Here is a 14664-nt window from a genome sequence, read left to right as displayed (position 1 = left end):
GTGGAATTACATGATGTATCATGTGTTGGATGTGGAGTTGTAATACAAACAGAAGAACAGGATAAGTTAGGCTATGCTCCAAAATCTGCATTAGAAAAAGAACAAATTATATGTCAACGGTGTTTTCGGTTAAAGCATTATAACGAAGTACAAGATGTTTCATTAACAGATGATGATTTTTTAAAGATTTTGGATGGATTAGGTCAGACAGATTCCTTAATTATAAAGATTGTCGATATCTTCGATTTTAATGGAAGTTGGTTACCAGGTTTACATAGATTTGTCGGTAATAACAAGATACTACTTGTCGGTAATAAAGTAGATTTGTTGCCTAAGTCTGTAAAACACAATAAATTAATAAACTGGATGAAACAGTCCTCTAAAGAACTTGGATTAAATCCAGTGGATGTTTTCCTTATAAGCGCCGCTAAAGGGGTTGGGATTGATACGGTTGCAGAGGCAATAGATTCTTATCGTGATGGTAAGGATGTTTACGTAGTCGGCTGTACGAATGTAGGTAAATCGACATTTATTAATCGTATTATTAAGGACTTTAGTGGTGAAGAGGATGTAATAACCACCTCGCATTTTCCTGGTACTACATTAGATTTAATAGAGATACCATTAGATAATGGTGCATCATTAATCGATACACCTGGAATTATTAATCATCATCAAATGGCTCACTATGTTGGTAAACAAGATTTAAAAACAATTACTCCTAAAAAAGAGATTAAGCCAAAAGTGTTTCAGTTAAATGAAGGTCAAACCCTATTTTTTGGGGGACTAGCTAGGTTTGATTTTGTTAGTGGTGGAAAGCAATCTTTTGTTTGTCATCTTTCAAATGAGTTAACTATCCATCGGACTAAGCTTGATAAGGCTGATGAACTGTATGAAAATCATGTGGGTGAGTTACTTAGCCCACCACGAAAAGATGAAGTTGAAGTTTTTCCGAAATTAATTGCTCATGAGTATATGATAAAGGAAGCTAAAACTGATATCGTATTTTCAGGATTAGGGTGGGTTACTGTTAATGAACCTAATGTTAAAATCGTTGCACATGTCCCAAAAGGTGTGGGGGTTGTTATCAGAAGATCACTAATATAAATATTAATCAGTGTGGGTGAGAGAGACTTGAAAAAGCTGTATGGTTTATTAGGATGTCCAGTAGAACACTCAATGTCACCAGAGATGCATAATGACCTATTTACCTACTATGGTATCGATGGTTATTATCATGCTTTTCATGTTGAGGCAGAAAATTTAGGGAATGCTGTTATCGGATTAAAAGCACTTAATATAGAGGGTTTTAATGTAACTATTCCACATAAGGTTTCCATTATGAGATATTTAGATGAAATCGATGACATTGCACTTAATATCGGTGCTGTTAATACTGTCATTAATAATAATGGTAAGCTGATTGGCTATAATACGGATGGTGATGGTTTTATTAAGTCTTTAGAGACAGTAATAACCAAATCATTATCAGATACTAAAATATTAATCATTGGGTCAGGTGGAGCTGCTAGAGCCATTTTAATATCACTAGCTGCAAAGGGAGCTCCGAATATCGATGTAAGTAATCGTACCCTTACATCAGCCTCACAGTTAAGATCTGAATGCCAGTTCAAGCTAAAAGGATCGGCGCTCTCATTAAAAGAAGCAGAAGAGAACATTCAACAATATGATGTTATTATTAACACCACATCAGTAGGGATGCACCCTAATATTGATAATATTCCTTTATCTTTAAATAAATTATTACCACATACAGTTGTAAGTGATATAATATACAATCCCCTACAAACTTCCTTTTTAATAGAAGCCGCAAGGCGGGGGGCAGTAACTTTAAATGGAGTAGGGATGTTTGTAAACCAAGGAGCGCTGGCATTCCATAAGTGGACTGGGCAATTTCCTGATGTAAATCGAATGGAGCAGCTTGTGATAAATAAACTAGGAGGACACACAGAATGCTAACAGGGAAGCAAAAACGCTATTTACGTGCAAAGGCACATCATTTAGATCCGATTTTTCAAGTTGGCAAAGGTGGAGTAACAGAAAATATGGTTAAGCAAATTGATATTGCTCTTGAAGCACGAGAACTTATCAAGGTAAGTGTTTTACAAAATTGCGAAGAAGATAAAGATAATGTTGCGGGGCGCCTAAGTAAAGGTGCAAAAGCAGAACTTGTACAGGTAATTGGCAATACAATTGTCTTATACAAAGAATCAAAAGAAAATAAACAACTGCAACTACCACGATAAAAAGGGATATTCATTTAGTTTTGGTGTCTAGCTCCGGGCGCCATCGGCTCTATGGTATAAGCCAATCCCTTCCCGAAGGCAAAAAGCGCCTTCAGTCAGGGCTCGTCTTATGCTTGTCGCCGATAAGCAGGCGCCCTGCGCATTTCTTTAGATGGGGGAATAACAAGAATGAAGCGTATAGGAATCCTTGGAGGAACATTTGACCCGCCACATAATGGCCATTTGCTAATAGCTAATGAGGTCTTACATGCTTTGAATTTGGATGAAATATGGTTTATGCCTACAAATATTCCACCTCATAAAAAAAGCGCGGATCTAACAAACAATGAGGACCGCGTGAAAATGTTATCGTTAGCAATATCGAATAATCCTAGCTTTAAATTACAAAGGATAGAATTAGAGAGAGATGGTCCGTCCTATACATATGAAACAATGAGGATTTTAAAAGAACATAACCCAGATATTCATTTTTATTTCATCATTGGTGCGGATATGGTCGAATATTTACCTAATTGGTATAACATTGATGAGTTGGTTAAAGTCGTGAATTTTGTTGGGATCAAACGACCAGGGTTTACATTTGCTACTAAATATGATGTCACCCCAGTAGAGGCACCTCAATTTGATGTATCATCATCAATGCTTAGAAAAAGATTTAAAGAAAGAAGAAGTACGATGTATTTACTTCCGGAAACAGTAAAACACTATATAGAGGAGAAGAGCTTATATGGACCGCAAGCAGGCTCTTGAGATTGTACAGAAACAACTTACAGAACACCGCTATATCCATACTATTGGAGTGATGGAAACAGCAATAGAACTAGCTAATAGGTATGGAGCAGACGAAAAAAAAGCAGAGTTATCCGCTATTTTTCATGATTATGCTAAATTTCGACCCAAAAGTGAAATGAAAGAAATTATCATCGAACAACAGATGCCAAGGGAATTATTATATTTTAACAGTGAACTATGGCATGCTCCAGTAGGTGCCTTTCTTGTACAAAGTGAAGTAGGCATTAAAGATGCTGAGATATTGGACGCAATTAAATATCATACTTCCGGAAGAATTAATATGACGCTTCTAGAGAAAGTAATCTACTTGGCTGATTATATTGAGCCAGGCCGCCATTTTCCAGGTGTTGATGAGGTTCGAGACATGGCGAAGCAAGATTTAGATGACGCTCTGATTCAATCAATAAAAAATACGATTTTATTTTTAATGAAGAAAAACCAATCTATATATCCTGATACGTTCTTAACATATAACGCACTTGTTATACATCAAAAGGAGGAGTGACCTGAATGAAAGAAAGAGACATACTTACAATTGCAGTAAAAGCTGCGGATGATAAAAGAGCTGAGGATATTTTGGCTCTCAATATGAAAGGCCTATCCCTTGTGGCAGATTATTTTTTAATATGCCATGGTAATTCGGAGAAACAAGTTCAAGCGATTGCACGTGAAATTAAAGATAAGGCTGAAGAAAGTGGCTTAAATGTAAAGCGGTTAGAGGGGTTTGATGAAGCAAGATGGATATTGATAGACTTGGGAGATGTTGTTGCACACGTGTTTTATAAAGAAGAACGTGGGTACTATAAGTTGGAAAAGCTATGGGGAGATGCGCCTATAGAAAATATCCAAAATGAGTTAAGTGAATGAGCTATCAGCAATTCGCTTATCTTTATGATGATTTAATGAGAGATATTGACTACAGTCAATGGATCACTTTCATAAAGGAAATGTTACAAAAAAACGAGGTAAATAAAGAGCAATTACGGGTTCTTGATCTAGCATGTGGTACTGGAGAACTATCCGTCAGGCTTGCAAAAGAGGGATATGATGTGACTGGCATCGATCTTTCTGAGGATATGTTATCAGTAGCACAAGCGAAAGCAATGTCGTCGAATAAATCTATCAGCTTTTATCAGCAAAACATGGCTGAACTCGCTGGACATGATCCATTTGATGTCATTATTATCTTTTGTGACTCTTTAAACTATTTGCCTTCAAGTGAAGAAGTGCAACAAACTTTCCAGCGGGTATTTGATCAATTAGTTCTAGGTGGATTGTTTATGTTTGATATCCATTCCATCTATAAAATGGAACATATTTTCATGGATCAAACATTTGTTAGCAATGATGAAGACATTAGCTTTATTTGGAATTGCTATCCTGGTCAGTACCCTTACAGTGTTGAACATGATTTATCATTTTTTGTTAAAAAGGACGAGAATTCTGAATACATTCGGTATGATGAGGTTCATGAGCAACGTACCTTTCCAGTTGATGATTATAAAACATGGCTCTCTAATGCAGGGTTTACCATCCTAGAAATTTCGGCAGATTTTAATTCGCCATTATCTACTCAGTCAGAAAGAATTTTATTTACAGTAAAAAAATAAGTTGGGGGAACGGTCTCCCCAACTTATTTAAATTTTTTTTTTGGCGAAGCAGGATTTCTTTAAAAGCTCACGAATTATTAATTATGATAGACGTTTAGCCCCTTCAAATTGTTTTCTAACTTCGTCAATATCTTGATAATGTTTATCATGTGTTTTATGGATTAAATGTTCAAACATTTCACCGACCTCTGCTTCCAATACTTTGATACCTTCACCCGTTACACCGCCTTTTACACTTACTTTCTCTTGTAATGTAGGCAAAGTGAATATTTCTTTTTCAAGTAACTTCCCCATCCCGATAATCATCCCACTCGCTAATACTGTTGCTTGCTCTTTTGAAATTTGAGTTTCACTGACAGCCGCATCAACAAACCTTTGTAAAAGATAGCTAAAAAATGCAGGCCCACAACTCACAATATCTGAAGCTACCCTTGTAATATTATCCTCTATATGAACTGTTGTGGAAATATTGTTAAATAAATTTTCAATATAACTTCTGAATGTTTGATTACAGCTCTCTCCAATAGTCAATAAAGATATTCCGGATAAAGCGCGATTTGTAATGCTTGGAACAACCCTAGCCACTTGGCAGTCTACGATAGACTCAAGCTGATTCACGGATATTGGGCTCGTAATTGAAACAATACATTTAGAATTGGTTAATTCAGAATGTAATTGTTGTAAAAGGGGGAGAATTTCTAAAGGCTTAACACAAATAAAGATAAGGTCAGATGAATTAACAACCTCTTGACTTGTTTCCACTACTTTAACATCAGGAAAGCGCTCCACTACCTTTTCTGCCTTTGCAATTGTTCGATTTGTAACCGTTAGCTTAGAAGGCGGAACAGCTACCGATTCAATGAAAGCCTCTATTAAAATCTTCCCCATGTTTCCAGTACCTATTATTCCAATGTTCACGTTTCGTCCCCTCCTTCACAAACGTTCTCTCATAAACGATATGTACATTGTTCTTTATTTATGAATAGTAATTATAAATATTTCCAAAAGGAGCCAAGAAAAAATGGAATGGAATCTAAGAAACAAAAAAGTGAATGCAGTGATTTTAATTATGGTTATTTTAGCTACAGTTGTATTTTATAACCTAGTTGGTTTTAGCCAACCAGTTTCTGAAAATCAATTGAGTGTTGAGGAACTTATAGGTAAGGAAGATCAAACATCTAATCAATTGGCCGTTGAAAAGGAACCAGAAAAAGAACAAGTGCCAGTGGTGACCTCAATATTTGTTGATGTAAAAGGAGCGGTTGTTAAGCAGGGTGTATATGAAATAGATTCCAGAAGTCGGGTGAAAGATGTCATTGAGTTAGCTGGTGGCGTTACTACATCAGCTGATATGAAGTATGTCAACCTTGCGGCCGTATTGGAGGATGAAATGGTCGTATATGTTCCAGAAATAGGTGAAGAAGTTGGAGAAGTAACACAATTATTAGTAAGTGATCCTAAATTTGAAGGGGACGAGAAAATTTCGATAAATAAAGCAACAATTGTAGAATTACAAACCTTACCAGGGATAGGCGAAGCAAAAGCGATGGCAATTATCGAGTTTCGCGAAAGAAATGGACCGTTTAAAAGTGTAGATGACCTTCTTCAAATTTCAGGAATAGGAGAAAAAACACTTGAAAAGTTTAGAGATAAAATTTCTGTTAAATAGGAAAAACAAAATTGCATGATTCAACATAATTCGATAAACTTGATTTTAATACAATAAAGAAAAGGGGAAGAACAGATGGATAGAATCTCATGGGATCAATATTTTATGGCGCAAAGTCATTTACTTGCACTTAGAAGCACGTGCACACGTCTAACAGTAGGTGCAACAATAGTACGCGATAAACGAATAATTGCGGGCGGTTACAATGGTTCTATCACTGGGGGGACACATTGTATTGATGAAGGCTGTTATGTAATTGATAATCATTGTGTTAGGACAATTCATGCCGAAATAAATGCTATCCTCCAGTGCGCAAAGTTTGGAGTACCTACGGAGGATGCAGAAATCTATATCACGCATTTTCCTTGTTTACAGTGTTGTAAATCGATTATTCAAAGTGGTATCAAAGCGGTTTATTATGCCGAAGATTATAAAAATCATCCATATGCAATTGAGTTATTTAAAAAAGCTGGAGTAGAAGTAGAAAAAGTAGCGCTGAAGGAAATGATAATTGATAATAGACAGAAGGAAAAACAACAGTTTGTTGAAAAACTTCTTTGTGCACTTGGTGATGGTGGGGTTGATAAAGAGCGGGTGGTTGACTTACAAGAACAGGCAAACAATTTATTCAACAAGCATGTGTAACCAAGGTTAGTTATGAAAGGGAACTATCTATTAGTATCAATCTCGGCTATTTTCGGAATAACTCTTGTACATAAGGCTTTCAATCCGTTTGTCGTAATTTTAGCCTTCATTTTTTTACTATATGTGTTTTTGCGATTTTCGAAAATAGTTGTTTTTGTATGTTCTGTTTGTATCTTGTTTTTTATGGCCTATTATTTGTTATTTGACCTCCAAAACCAAACCTCCTACGTTGAAACTGACACCTTTTTAAAAGCAAAATTTATAACCTCCCCAGACATGAATGGTGATACTTTCTCAGCCTTAATAAAAACATCAACAAACGAAAAAATGCAGTTGAACTATACCATTAAATCAGAATCAGAGAAGAAAACACTCACCAACCTTCAAATTGGAATGAGTTGTAACTTTAGTGGTGAATTTACTCGTCCAAACGAGTCAAGAAACTTAAATGCTTTCAATTATAAAAACTATCTATATAAAAAGAAAATACACTGGATTTATCGCCCCGATTCAATACCTTTAGATAAGTGCTACCAGCGATCCCTAACAATTTATGAAAGATTACTTCTAATAAGACAAGCGGGAATAAACTATATCGATACTCATTTTCCAGAGGGTACAAAGGGGATAGTACAAGCGTTAGTATATGGAGAACGAAAACAGATAGATGTCGATATTCTTGCTTCCTATCAAACATTAGGACTGGTACATTTGTTGGCAATTTCAGGTCTTCATGTGGGATTATTAACTGGGGCGATTTATTATTTTGGGATAAGAATGGGACTTACAAGAGAAGCGACTACAAACATATTACTATTGATGCTACCCTTTTATGTTGTTTTAGCTGGAGGTGCACCATCTGTCATTCGAGCTTCGTTAATGTTGATGATTTTGCTAGGTTGCATCAGATGGCAGAAAATACTTCCAATTGATGCAATTAGCATAACCTTCCTAGTCATGCTGTTAGCAAATCCATATAATATCTTTGAAGTTGGCTTTCAATTATCATTTGTCGTAAGTCTATCGCTTATCCTCTCTTCTACGATAATAAAGCGAATAACTAATAGGCTGTTTCAATTGGCCACGGTTTCGACAATTGCACAGCTTTGTTCACTCCCAATATTGATATATTACTTCTATGAGATATCCCTTCTTAGTATCCCTTTAAACGTACTTTTTGTTCCGGTGTATTCGATTATCGTACTACCCCTAGCTATTCTAACGTTGGGCTTACACTTTTTTATTGAACCAATTGGTAATATTCTACTAACCATTCTCGATTTTGCGCTACAGTTATTAAATGAAATTACAATTTTCGGTTCATCACTATCTACCTTCACATTAACTCTAGGTCGACCTAATATATGGTTAATGATGTCCTATCTCATTGTTATTATTGCATTGTTCGTCAACTGGGAAAAGGCGAAAAAGATCAGGTCAATGACAGGACCTGTAATATGTTTAGTAGTTGTTCTTGCATTTGATTTGAATAGTAGTCTTTTTAATCCATATGGACAAGTCACAATAATTGATATTGGACAAGGTGATAGCATTTTGATTGAGTTACCATTTAATAAAGGAAACTATTTAATTGATACAGGCCCTGGTTTATCAAATTTTAAAAAAGAAGCATGGCAGGAAAAGCGAAGAACCTTTGATACAGGGAAAGATATTCTCATCCCTTTTTTAAAATCGAAAGGAATTCGTACCATCGATAAGTTAATTATCACACATGGTGATATGGATCATATAGGTAATGGGGAGACAATTCTTGATGAATTACATGTTCTAGAACTTATTATAGGTGATGGACCAATTGAAAGTGAACTTGAAAAAAAACTACTTATAAAAAGTTATCAAAAAAAAGTACGGATAAAAACAGTAAAAAGGTCTGACGGGTGGGTAGTGGATGAGTTCGCATTCCAAATATTATCTCCAACCGGACGTGAACAATCCGAAAATGACCGTTCTATTGTCATACTTACATCATTAGGAGATCTAACATGGTTATTTACTGGTGATTTGGAGGAGCAAGGAGAAAAGGATCTAGTTAATTCATACCCTAATTTAAGCATTGATGTATTAAAAGTCGGTCACCATGGTAGTCGGTCTTCATCATCTGAGGAATTTTTAAACCAAATAAAACCAAAGATAGCAGTTATTTCAGCTGGTGTGAATAATAGATATAATCATCCAAGTCCAGATGTAATAAAGCGCTTAGAAGATCAAAATAGTATTATATTTAGAACAGATTTACATGGAGCCATTCAATATAAGTTTAAAAAGGATTTTGGAACCTTTAAGTGGATTCTGCCATAGAATAAAAATATACTTAATCACTGACATGCAATGAAAAGGACGCTCGGGAGCTACACACCAAAACTTTGTTCAAATTATACTTAACAAATGAAAAAGAGACTGCAGCATGCAGTCTCTTATGGTGACAGTATGTAACCGTCCTCTAAGAGCCAATAAGTTTAATCGCAGTTGCAATGATAAACAATGTAGCAAAAAAGCCAAATGAAACAATGAATCCGATTCCAGAGTCAATAGCGTCATTACGGTTACTTTGAACATTCTTTTCAAATTGATTCATTGATACCCCTCCTATTTCAAATTATAGTATACGTTAAAAAGATAAAAAAATCTACATGAGCGTATTCATTTTCCTATACTGACAACAGTTTACACAAATACTTCGGTATTTAAAGGAGAACATAATAGTGAAGAAAAAATAATCGTTAACACATAAGATTCCTAGGCCTTATGCGTTAACGTTCACTATAGATTGGGAATTGTCCTTTTCGAAGGGCGATTCCCTAAATCAATTTTAGCGGTTTAAAAGTGCGGAAAATAGTGCTATGGGGTTGAAATATAATCGAATTCCTTATACGATAGATGAAGTATATCTGACTTCACAATAGAAGTATGGGAGAGCAAAGTATGAACTTTGAAATTTGGAAAAAGATTAAAAATAATCACCTCTCACCACTGTATTTATTATTTGGAACGGAATCCTTTTTAATAAATGAAACAAAAGACATTTTGATACACTCAGTACTATCCGATCATGAAAAAGATTTTAATATGGCAATTTTTGACCTTGAAGAAACACCAATTGAGGTAGCGTTGGAAGATGCGGAAACCTTGCCTTTTATGGGAGACAGAAGAATTGTACTATTAAAAAATCCTTTTTTTTTAACTGCTGAAAAAGTAAAAGAGAAAGTGATCCATAATATTGAAAGGCTCGAGCAATACATAAAAGAACCAGCACCATATACGATTGTCGTGTTTATTGCACCATATGAAAAACTGGACGAGCGTAAAAAAATCACAAAATTACTCAAACAAAAAGCTGAAGTATTACAGACAAACCCCCTAAGTGAAAAGGAATTAACACAGTGGATCGCTGAAAGAATAAAGGCGTTTCGGGTAACCATAGATCATGATGCAGTAAGAGGATTACTACAATTAACCGGCTCAAACTTAATGTTAATTACACAAGAAATTGACAAATTATCCTTATATGTGGGTGAAAATGGTAATATCAGCCATGATGTCGTCAGTTTATTAGTAGCAAGAACTTTAGAGCAAAATATCTTTGAGTTAATTGAAAAGGTCGTTCATAGAAAAATTGATGAAGCCTTACGAATTTTTTATGACTTACTAAGAAATAATGAAGAGCCAATTAAAATCCTCTCTCTCCTCGCAACCCAATTTAGACTGATTTACCAGGTAAAGGAATTATTAAGGCAGGGATATGGGCAACAACAAATAGCTACAACAATAAAGGTTCATCCATTCCGTGTAAAACTAGCATCCAGTCAAACAAATCTATTTACGAGTGAGGAATTATTACACATCATAAATCGAATAGCTGAAGCCGATTATGAAATAAAGAACGGTAAAATGGATAAGAAATTAATCCTTGAGTTATTTATTATGCAGGTAAATGATATCAAAAAAAGCGACTCTCATTGAGGAGTCGCTTTTTTGACATAAATATAAGGTACTCGTTCAAGCAACCTTGGACAAATACCTTATGAAATAAATTTATGCAGTTACCTCGTTTAATTTTTTTGCTAGACGAGATTTTTGACGGTTAGCAACGTTTTTATGGATAAGTCCTTTACGAGCTGCTTTATCAAGTTTTTTAGCTGCATCAACGTAAGCTGCTTTAGCATTCTCAGCATCATTGTTAGTAACAAGAGCTTCAAAACTTCTTACAGCAGTACGCATTGCTGATTTAATAGTAGCGTTATGAGCACGACGCTCTTCACTAGTTTTAGCACGTTTAATCGCAGATTTAATATTAGCCATGTATTTTCACCTCCTAGACGTATCGAGGTTATATAAACTCGATCTTTCAGTAACATTTCATGTTCTAAATGAGGTCAGAATTCATAATATGAAATTCTGATTAACAAATGATATTCTATCAAACCAGAGTAAAGATTGCAATACAATTCTCTTTTCTGACATTTCAGATGTAACAATGAATGAACATATGATTGAAAGGTAAAGATAGGAATATAAGAATAATGATAGATAATCTATGTATTACTAAGATTTGTGATGCGACTCTAGTAAAAACGATGTCGGTAATCGGTTTTGGAAGCATAATAAGGTATATTTTTAAGGAGGTTATTTAGTTGGGTGAACCATTAGATTTAAGTAAATATTCGGTCCGTACTGATTTAGCGGTTGAAGCACGTGAAATGGCTGTAGAAGAACGAAATAGAGTGGCAGAAAATAAAAAGGAAACCGCCTCAACAGATATTGAAGGTGTCATAATAAAGGAAAGAGAAGAGGATGGGATTAAAATATCCTCTGTTGAAATTACTGAAGAAGGGGCAAATTCAATAGGTAAGAAAAAGGGGAATTATCTTACCTTAGAGGTTCTGGGTATACGCCAACAAGATTCAGAACTACAAAAAAAAGTACAACAGGTGTTTGCTAAGGAATTTAGTCAGTTTATGAAGAATTTAAATATATCAAAAGATGCAAGCTGTCTAGTTGTCGGATTAGGTAATTGGAATGTTACACCTGATGCACTGGGTCCTATTGCAGTTGAAAACCTTTTAGTTACTAGGCATTTATTTAGTTTACAGCCGGAGAATGTACAAGAGGGCTTTCGCTCAGTAAGTGCTATTTCTCCAGGGGTAATGGGGATTACTGGGATTGAGACTAGTGATATTATTCAGGGAGTTATTGAAAAATCAAAGCCGGACTTTGTCATTGCAATTGATGCGCTTGCCTCAAGGTCAATTGAACGGGTTAATTCGACTATTCAAATATCAGATACAGGAATTCATCCAGGTTCTGGTGTTGGTAATAAAAGAAAAGAACTTAGTCAAGATTCCTTGGGTATTCCTGTCATTGCGATTGGGATTCCGACTGTAGTAGATGCAGTTAGTATAACAAGTGATACGATAGACTTTATTTTAAAGCACTTTGGAAAAGAAATGCGTGAAGGTGGTAGACCATCACGAGCATTAGCGCCAGCTGGATTAACTTTTGGTGAAAAAAGAACATTAACAGATGATGACATGCCTGGAGAAAATGATCGAAATACATTCATGGGTATCATTGGTAATTTAGAGGATAATGAAAAGCGAAAACTAATACATGAGGTGCTTGCTCCACTAGGTCATAACCTAATGGTCACACCTAAAGAAGTAGATGTCTTTATAGAAGATATGGCTAATGTTATCGCAGGTGGATTAAATGCAGCCCTTCATAATGAAGTAGATGAGGATAATTACGGATCCTATACACATTAGCAATAAAGGTCGAAAAGAAGACCATTATTTTGTAATAACCTCCCCTGTTTGTGCATACCTTCTAATAGTCAGGCTTTGGAGGGAGAACACTATGAGAGGTTTACAAACTCATGGAATGATAATTACAGTACATGGGACAAGCATTAAAAAAGGAATCATACTACTAATCCTAGGCTTAATGATGACGTTTATGATAACAGGTGTAATGACCTCATTAAAACCAGAATACCGAATTTCATCATCATCGATTAACGGTATTACAAAACAGTTATCAGGAGAATCATTAATCTATCTTCTAGGATTTGAAAATCATTATTTTACCCAAAATGTACCTAATCAAAATATAAAACCTAACTTTACGTCAGTTCTATTTCAATCTGCAACAAATATCGATCCTGATGATCCGAGAAGTTTACTTGGTAAAGAATTACCTGGTTTTACGTTTTTTGATGGGGAAATTCTCGTCCCAGGTGAAGGTACTAACTATACAAATATGCCCGTTGAATCAGCACCACCACTTGAGGTGCTTTTAGCTGAAAGAGAAGTGGCTACGCAGAATTTAGAACAATTGGACAAGCCTTCAAATGAAAATCCTGTTGTTCCACCAGCAATGACAACCGGTGATAAAAAAGTAGCTTATATTTATAACACTCACTCTTATGAATCTTTTTTCCCACATTTAAAGGGTGTTGATACAAGTAACGTTAATAATGCAACACACTCTAAGGTGAATATTACAAAAGTAAGCGAGATGTTAGGAGAAGAATTAAATGCTTTAGGAATCGGGTCTGATGTAAACACAACAAATATGCCCGAATACTTAAAAGAAAAAGGCTATGCCTGGTCACAATCATATAAAGCTTCAGGTGAGTTAGTTAAAAGTGCAATGAGTAGTAATAAAGAGTTAGAATATTTTATTGATATCCATCGAGATGCAAAGCGAAGAAATGATACAACGGTGACAATTAATGGACAAAATTATGCGAAAATAGCCTTTGTAATTGGTAATGATAATGCTCAGTTTGATAAGAACTTAAAAACAGCTACTGATTTACACAATCTACTTGATAAAAAATATCCAGGCTTAAGTAGAGGAATTATTAGACAAGGCGGCTATGGTTTTAACGGAAAATACAACCAAGATTTATCTGCCAATGCAATGCTAGTAGAGTTCGGTGGGGTTGATAATAACTTTGACGAATTAAGAAGGACATCAAAAGCAATGGCAGATGTATTGGCCGAATATTACTGGCAAGCCGAAAAAGTAAATGGTTCAACTGAAGAAAACAAGAGTAAACAATAAATTATTTTTATAACTGGGGTCGCCGATAGGCGGGCGCCTTGCGCTTTTCTTAAAAGATAAGAAAGATAAAAATTTGTACCTAGTTTTAGTGTCTAGCTCCGGGCGCCATCGGCTCGAGGTCATAAGCCATTTCCTTTAAGAAGGAAAAACCACCTTCTTAAAGGAACCGTCTTATGCTTGTCGCCGATAGGCGGGCGCCCTGCGCTTTTCTTAAAAGGTAAGAAAGTATAAAAGTTTGTACCTAGTTTTAATGTCTAGCTCCGGGCGCCATCGACTCGAGGTCATAAGCCATTTCCTTTAAGAAGGAAAAACCACCTTCTTAAAGGAACCGTCTTATGCTTGTCGCCGATAAGCGGGCGCCCTGCGCTTTTCTTAAAAGATAAGAAAGTATAAAAGTTTGTACATAGTTTTAGTGTCTAACTCCGGGCGCCATCGGCTCTATGGTATAAGCCAATCCGTCCGGAAGGTTAAAGAACAACCTTCCAGCCGGCTTGTCTTATGCTTGTCGCCGATAGGCGGGCGCCCTGCGCTTTTCTTAAAAGATAAGAAAGTATAAAAATTTGAACCTAGTTTTAGTGTCTAGCTCCGGGCGCCA

General features: G+C 35.7%; 16 protein-coding genes. 13 read left to right on the top strand and 3 right to left on the bottom strand.

Translation table 11 applies throughout. From position 1 onward, the window contains the following. The 7 genes from yqeH to PY093_RS18150 all read left to right on the top strand — a co-directional run bounded on the left by yqeH (position 1) and on the right by PY093_RS18150 (position 4669). Entirely contained in the window at positions 1–1107 is a 1107-nt protein-coding gene (gene yqeH / locus PY093_RS18180; RefSeq protein ID WP_275647230.1) for a ribosome biogenesis GTPase YqeH, read from the top strand. Between the two features lie 27 nt (positions 1108–1134). Next, positions 1135–1980, top strand: coding sequence for a shikimate dehydrogenase (gene aroE / locus PY093_RS18175; RefSeq protein WP_275647229.1), 846 nt, complete (start codon positions 1135–1137; stop codon positions 1978–1980). Next, the gene (gene yhbY, locus PY093_RS18170; RefSeq protein ID WP_275647228.1) at positions 1974–2267 is read left to right on the top strand and encodes a ribosome assembly RNA-binding protein YhbY; all 294 of its coding nucleotides are present in this window, start codon (positions 1974–1976) and stop codon (positions 2265–2267) included. Before aroE ends, yhbY begins: the two co-directional genes overlap by 7 nt. Before the next feature lie 168 nt (positions 2268–2435). Next, positions 2436–3017: a nicotinate-nucleotide adenylyltransferase gene (locus PY093_RS18165; RefSeq protein WP_275647227.1), complete on the top strand. Its 582-nt coding sequence runs from the start codon at positions 2436–2438 to the stop codon at positions 3015–3017. Then, entirely contained in the window at positions 2995–3564 is a 570-nt protein-coding gene (gene yqeK / locus PY093_RS18160) for a bis(5'-nucleosyl)-tetraphosphatase (symmetrical) YqeK (RefSeq protein ID WP_275647226.1), read from the top strand. The genes PY093_RS18165 and yqeK overlap by 23 nt, the downstream gene beginning before the upstream one ends. A 5-nt stretch (positions 3565–3569) precedes the next feature. Further along, complete coding sequence (rsfS, locus tag PY093_RS18155) at positions 3570–3926, top strand: ribosome silencing factor (protein ID WP_275647225.1); 357 nt, start codon at positions 3570–3572, stop codon at positions 3924–3926. Then, positions 3923–4669: a class I SAM-dependent DNA methyltransferase gene (locus tag PY093_RS18150; RefSeq protein WP_275647224.1), complete on the top strand. Its 747-nt coding sequence runs from the start codon at positions 3923–3925 to the stop codon at positions 4667–4669. Before rsfS ends, PY093_RS18150 begins: the two co-directional genes overlap by 4 nt. Before the next feature lie 81 nt (positions 4670–4750). On the opposite strand, the gene comER is transcribed toward PY093_RS18150, so the two are convergent. Next, positions 4751–5587: a late competence protein ComER gene (gene comER / locus PY093_RS18145; protein ID WP_275647223.1), complete on the bottom strand. Its 837-nt coding sequence runs from the start codon at positions 5585–5587 to the stop codon at positions 4751–4753. Between the two features lie 103 nt (positions 5588–5690). Here comER and PY093_RS18140 point away from each other — a divergent pair, with 103 nt between their 5' ends. From PY093_RS18140 to PY093_RS18130, 3 genes are all read left to right on the top strand, one after another. Continuing rightward, complete coding sequence (locus PY093_RS18140; RefSeq protein ID WP_275647222.1) at positions 5691–6338, top strand: helix-hairpin-helix domain-containing protein; 648 nt, start codon at positions 5691–5693, stop codon at positions 6336–6338. Positions 6339–6413: 75 nt separating this feature from the next. Next, positions 6414–6983 carry a ComE operon protein 2 gene (locus PY093_RS18135; RefSeq protein ID WP_275647221.1) on the top strand — a complete coding sequence of 190 codons (570 nt, stop codon included), beginning with the start codon at positions 6414–6416 and terminating at the stop codon, positions 6981–6983. 12 nt (positions 6984–6995) lie between these two features. Beyond that, a complete protein-coding gene (locus PY093_RS18130) occupies positions 6996–9302 on the top strand; it encodes a DNA internalization-related competence protein ComEC/Rec2 (RefSeq protein WP_275647220.1) in 2307 nt (768 codons plus the stop codon). 142 nt (positions 9303–9444) lie between these two features. Here the strand turns inward: PY093_RS18130 and PY093_RS18125 are convergent, their stop codons facing one another. Then, positions 9445–9579, bottom strand: a complete 135-nt coding sequence (locus PY093_RS18125; RefSeq protein ID WP_275647219.1) for a YqzM family protein — start codon at positions 9577–9579, stop codon at positions 9445–9447. A 347-nt stretch (positions 9580–9926) separates the two neighbouring features. Here PY093_RS18125 and holA point away from each other — a divergent pair, with 347 nt between their 5' ends. After that, entirely contained in the window at positions 9927–10964 is a 1038-nt protein-coding gene (gene holA, locus PY093_RS18120; protein WP_275647218.1) for a DNA polymerase III subunit delta, read from the top strand. Positions 10965–11036: 72 nt separating this feature from the next. On the opposite strand, the gene rpsT is transcribed toward holA, so the two are convergent. Further along, the gene (gene rpsT, locus PY093_RS18115) at positions 11037–11303 is read right to left on the bottom strand and encodes a 30S ribosomal protein S20 (protein ID WP_275647217.1); all 267 of its coding nucleotides are present in this window, start codon (positions 11301–11303) and stop codon (positions 11037–11039) included. A 332-nt stretch (positions 11304–11635) separates the two neighbouring features. Between rpsT and gpr the strand changes: the two genes are divergently transcribed. Both gpr and spoIIP read left to right on the top strand, forming a co-directional pair. After that, a complete protein-coding gene (gene gpr / locus PY093_RS18110; protein ID WP_275647216.1) occupies positions 11636–12766 on the top strand; it encodes a GPR endopeptidase in 1131 nt (376 codons plus the stop codon). A 91-nt stretch (positions 12767–12857) separates the two neighbouring features. Next, positions 12858–14069, top strand: coding sequence for a stage II sporulation protein P (gene spoIIP, locus PY093_RS18105; protein ID WP_275647215.1), 1212 nt, complete (start codon positions 12858–12860; stop codon positions 14067–14069). The last annotated feature ends 595 nt before the right edge of the window (positions 14070–14664 follow it).

Source organism: Cytobacillus sp. S13-E01, assembly GCF_029193815.1.
GTDB lineage: Bacteria > Bacillota > Bacilli > Bacillales > Bacillaceae_L > Bacillus_BV.
Note: the sequence above shows the minus strand (reverse complement) of the source record. Positions and strands in the feature narration are given on the sequence as shown.

What these genes read in the sequence shown, in the direction of transcription:
- yhbY (WP_275647228.1), top strand. Translation starts at nt 1,974, where the DNA reads ATGCTAACAGGGAAGCAAAAACGCTATTTACGTGCAAAGGCACATCAT.
- PY093_RS18165 (WP_275647227.1), top strand. Translation starts at nt 2,436, where the DNA reads ATGAAGCGTATAGGAATCCTTGGAGGAACATTTGACCCGCCACATAAT.
- yqeK (WP_275647226.1), top strand. Translation starts at nt 2,995, where the DNA reads ATGGACCGCAAGCAGGCTCTTGAGATTGTACAGAAACAACTTACAGAA.
- rsfS (WP_275647225.1), top strand. Translation starts at nt 3,570, where the DNA reads ATGAAAGAAAGAGACATACTTACAATTGCAGTAAAAGCTGCGGATGAT.
- PY093_RS18150 (WP_275647224.1), top strand. Translation starts at nt 3,923, where the DNA reads ATGAGCTATCAGCAATTCGCTTATCTTTATGATGATTTAATGAGAGAT.
- PY093_RS18140 (WP_275647222.1), top strand. Translation starts at nt 5,691, where the DNA reads ATGGAATGGAATCTAAGAAACAAAAAAGTGAATGCAGTGATTTTAATT.
- PY093_RS18135 (WP_275647221.1), top strand. Translation starts at nt 6,414, where the DNA reads ATGGATAGAATCTCATGGGATCAATATTTTATGGCGCAAAGTCATTTA.
- PY093_RS18130 (WP_275647220.1), top strand. Translation starts at nt 6,996, where the DNA reads ATGAAAGGGAACTATCTATTAGTATCAATCTCGGCTATTTTCGGAATA.
- PY093_RS18125 (WP_275647219.1), bottom strand. Translation starts at nt 9,579, where the DNA reads ATGAATCAATTTGAAAAGAATGTTCAAAGTAACCGTAATGACGCTATT.
- holA (WP_275647218.1), top strand. Translation starts at nt 9,927, where the DNA reads ATGAACTTTGAAATTTGGAAAAAGATTAAAAATAATCACCTCTCACCA.
- rpsT (WP_275647217.1), bottom strand. Translation starts at nt 11,303, where the DNA reads ATGGCTAATATTAAATCTGCGATTAAACGTGCTAAAACTAGTGAAGAG.
- spoIIP (WP_275647215.1), top strand. Translation starts at nt 12,858, where the DNA reads ATGAGAGGTTTACAAACTCATGGAATGATAATTACAGTACATGGGACA.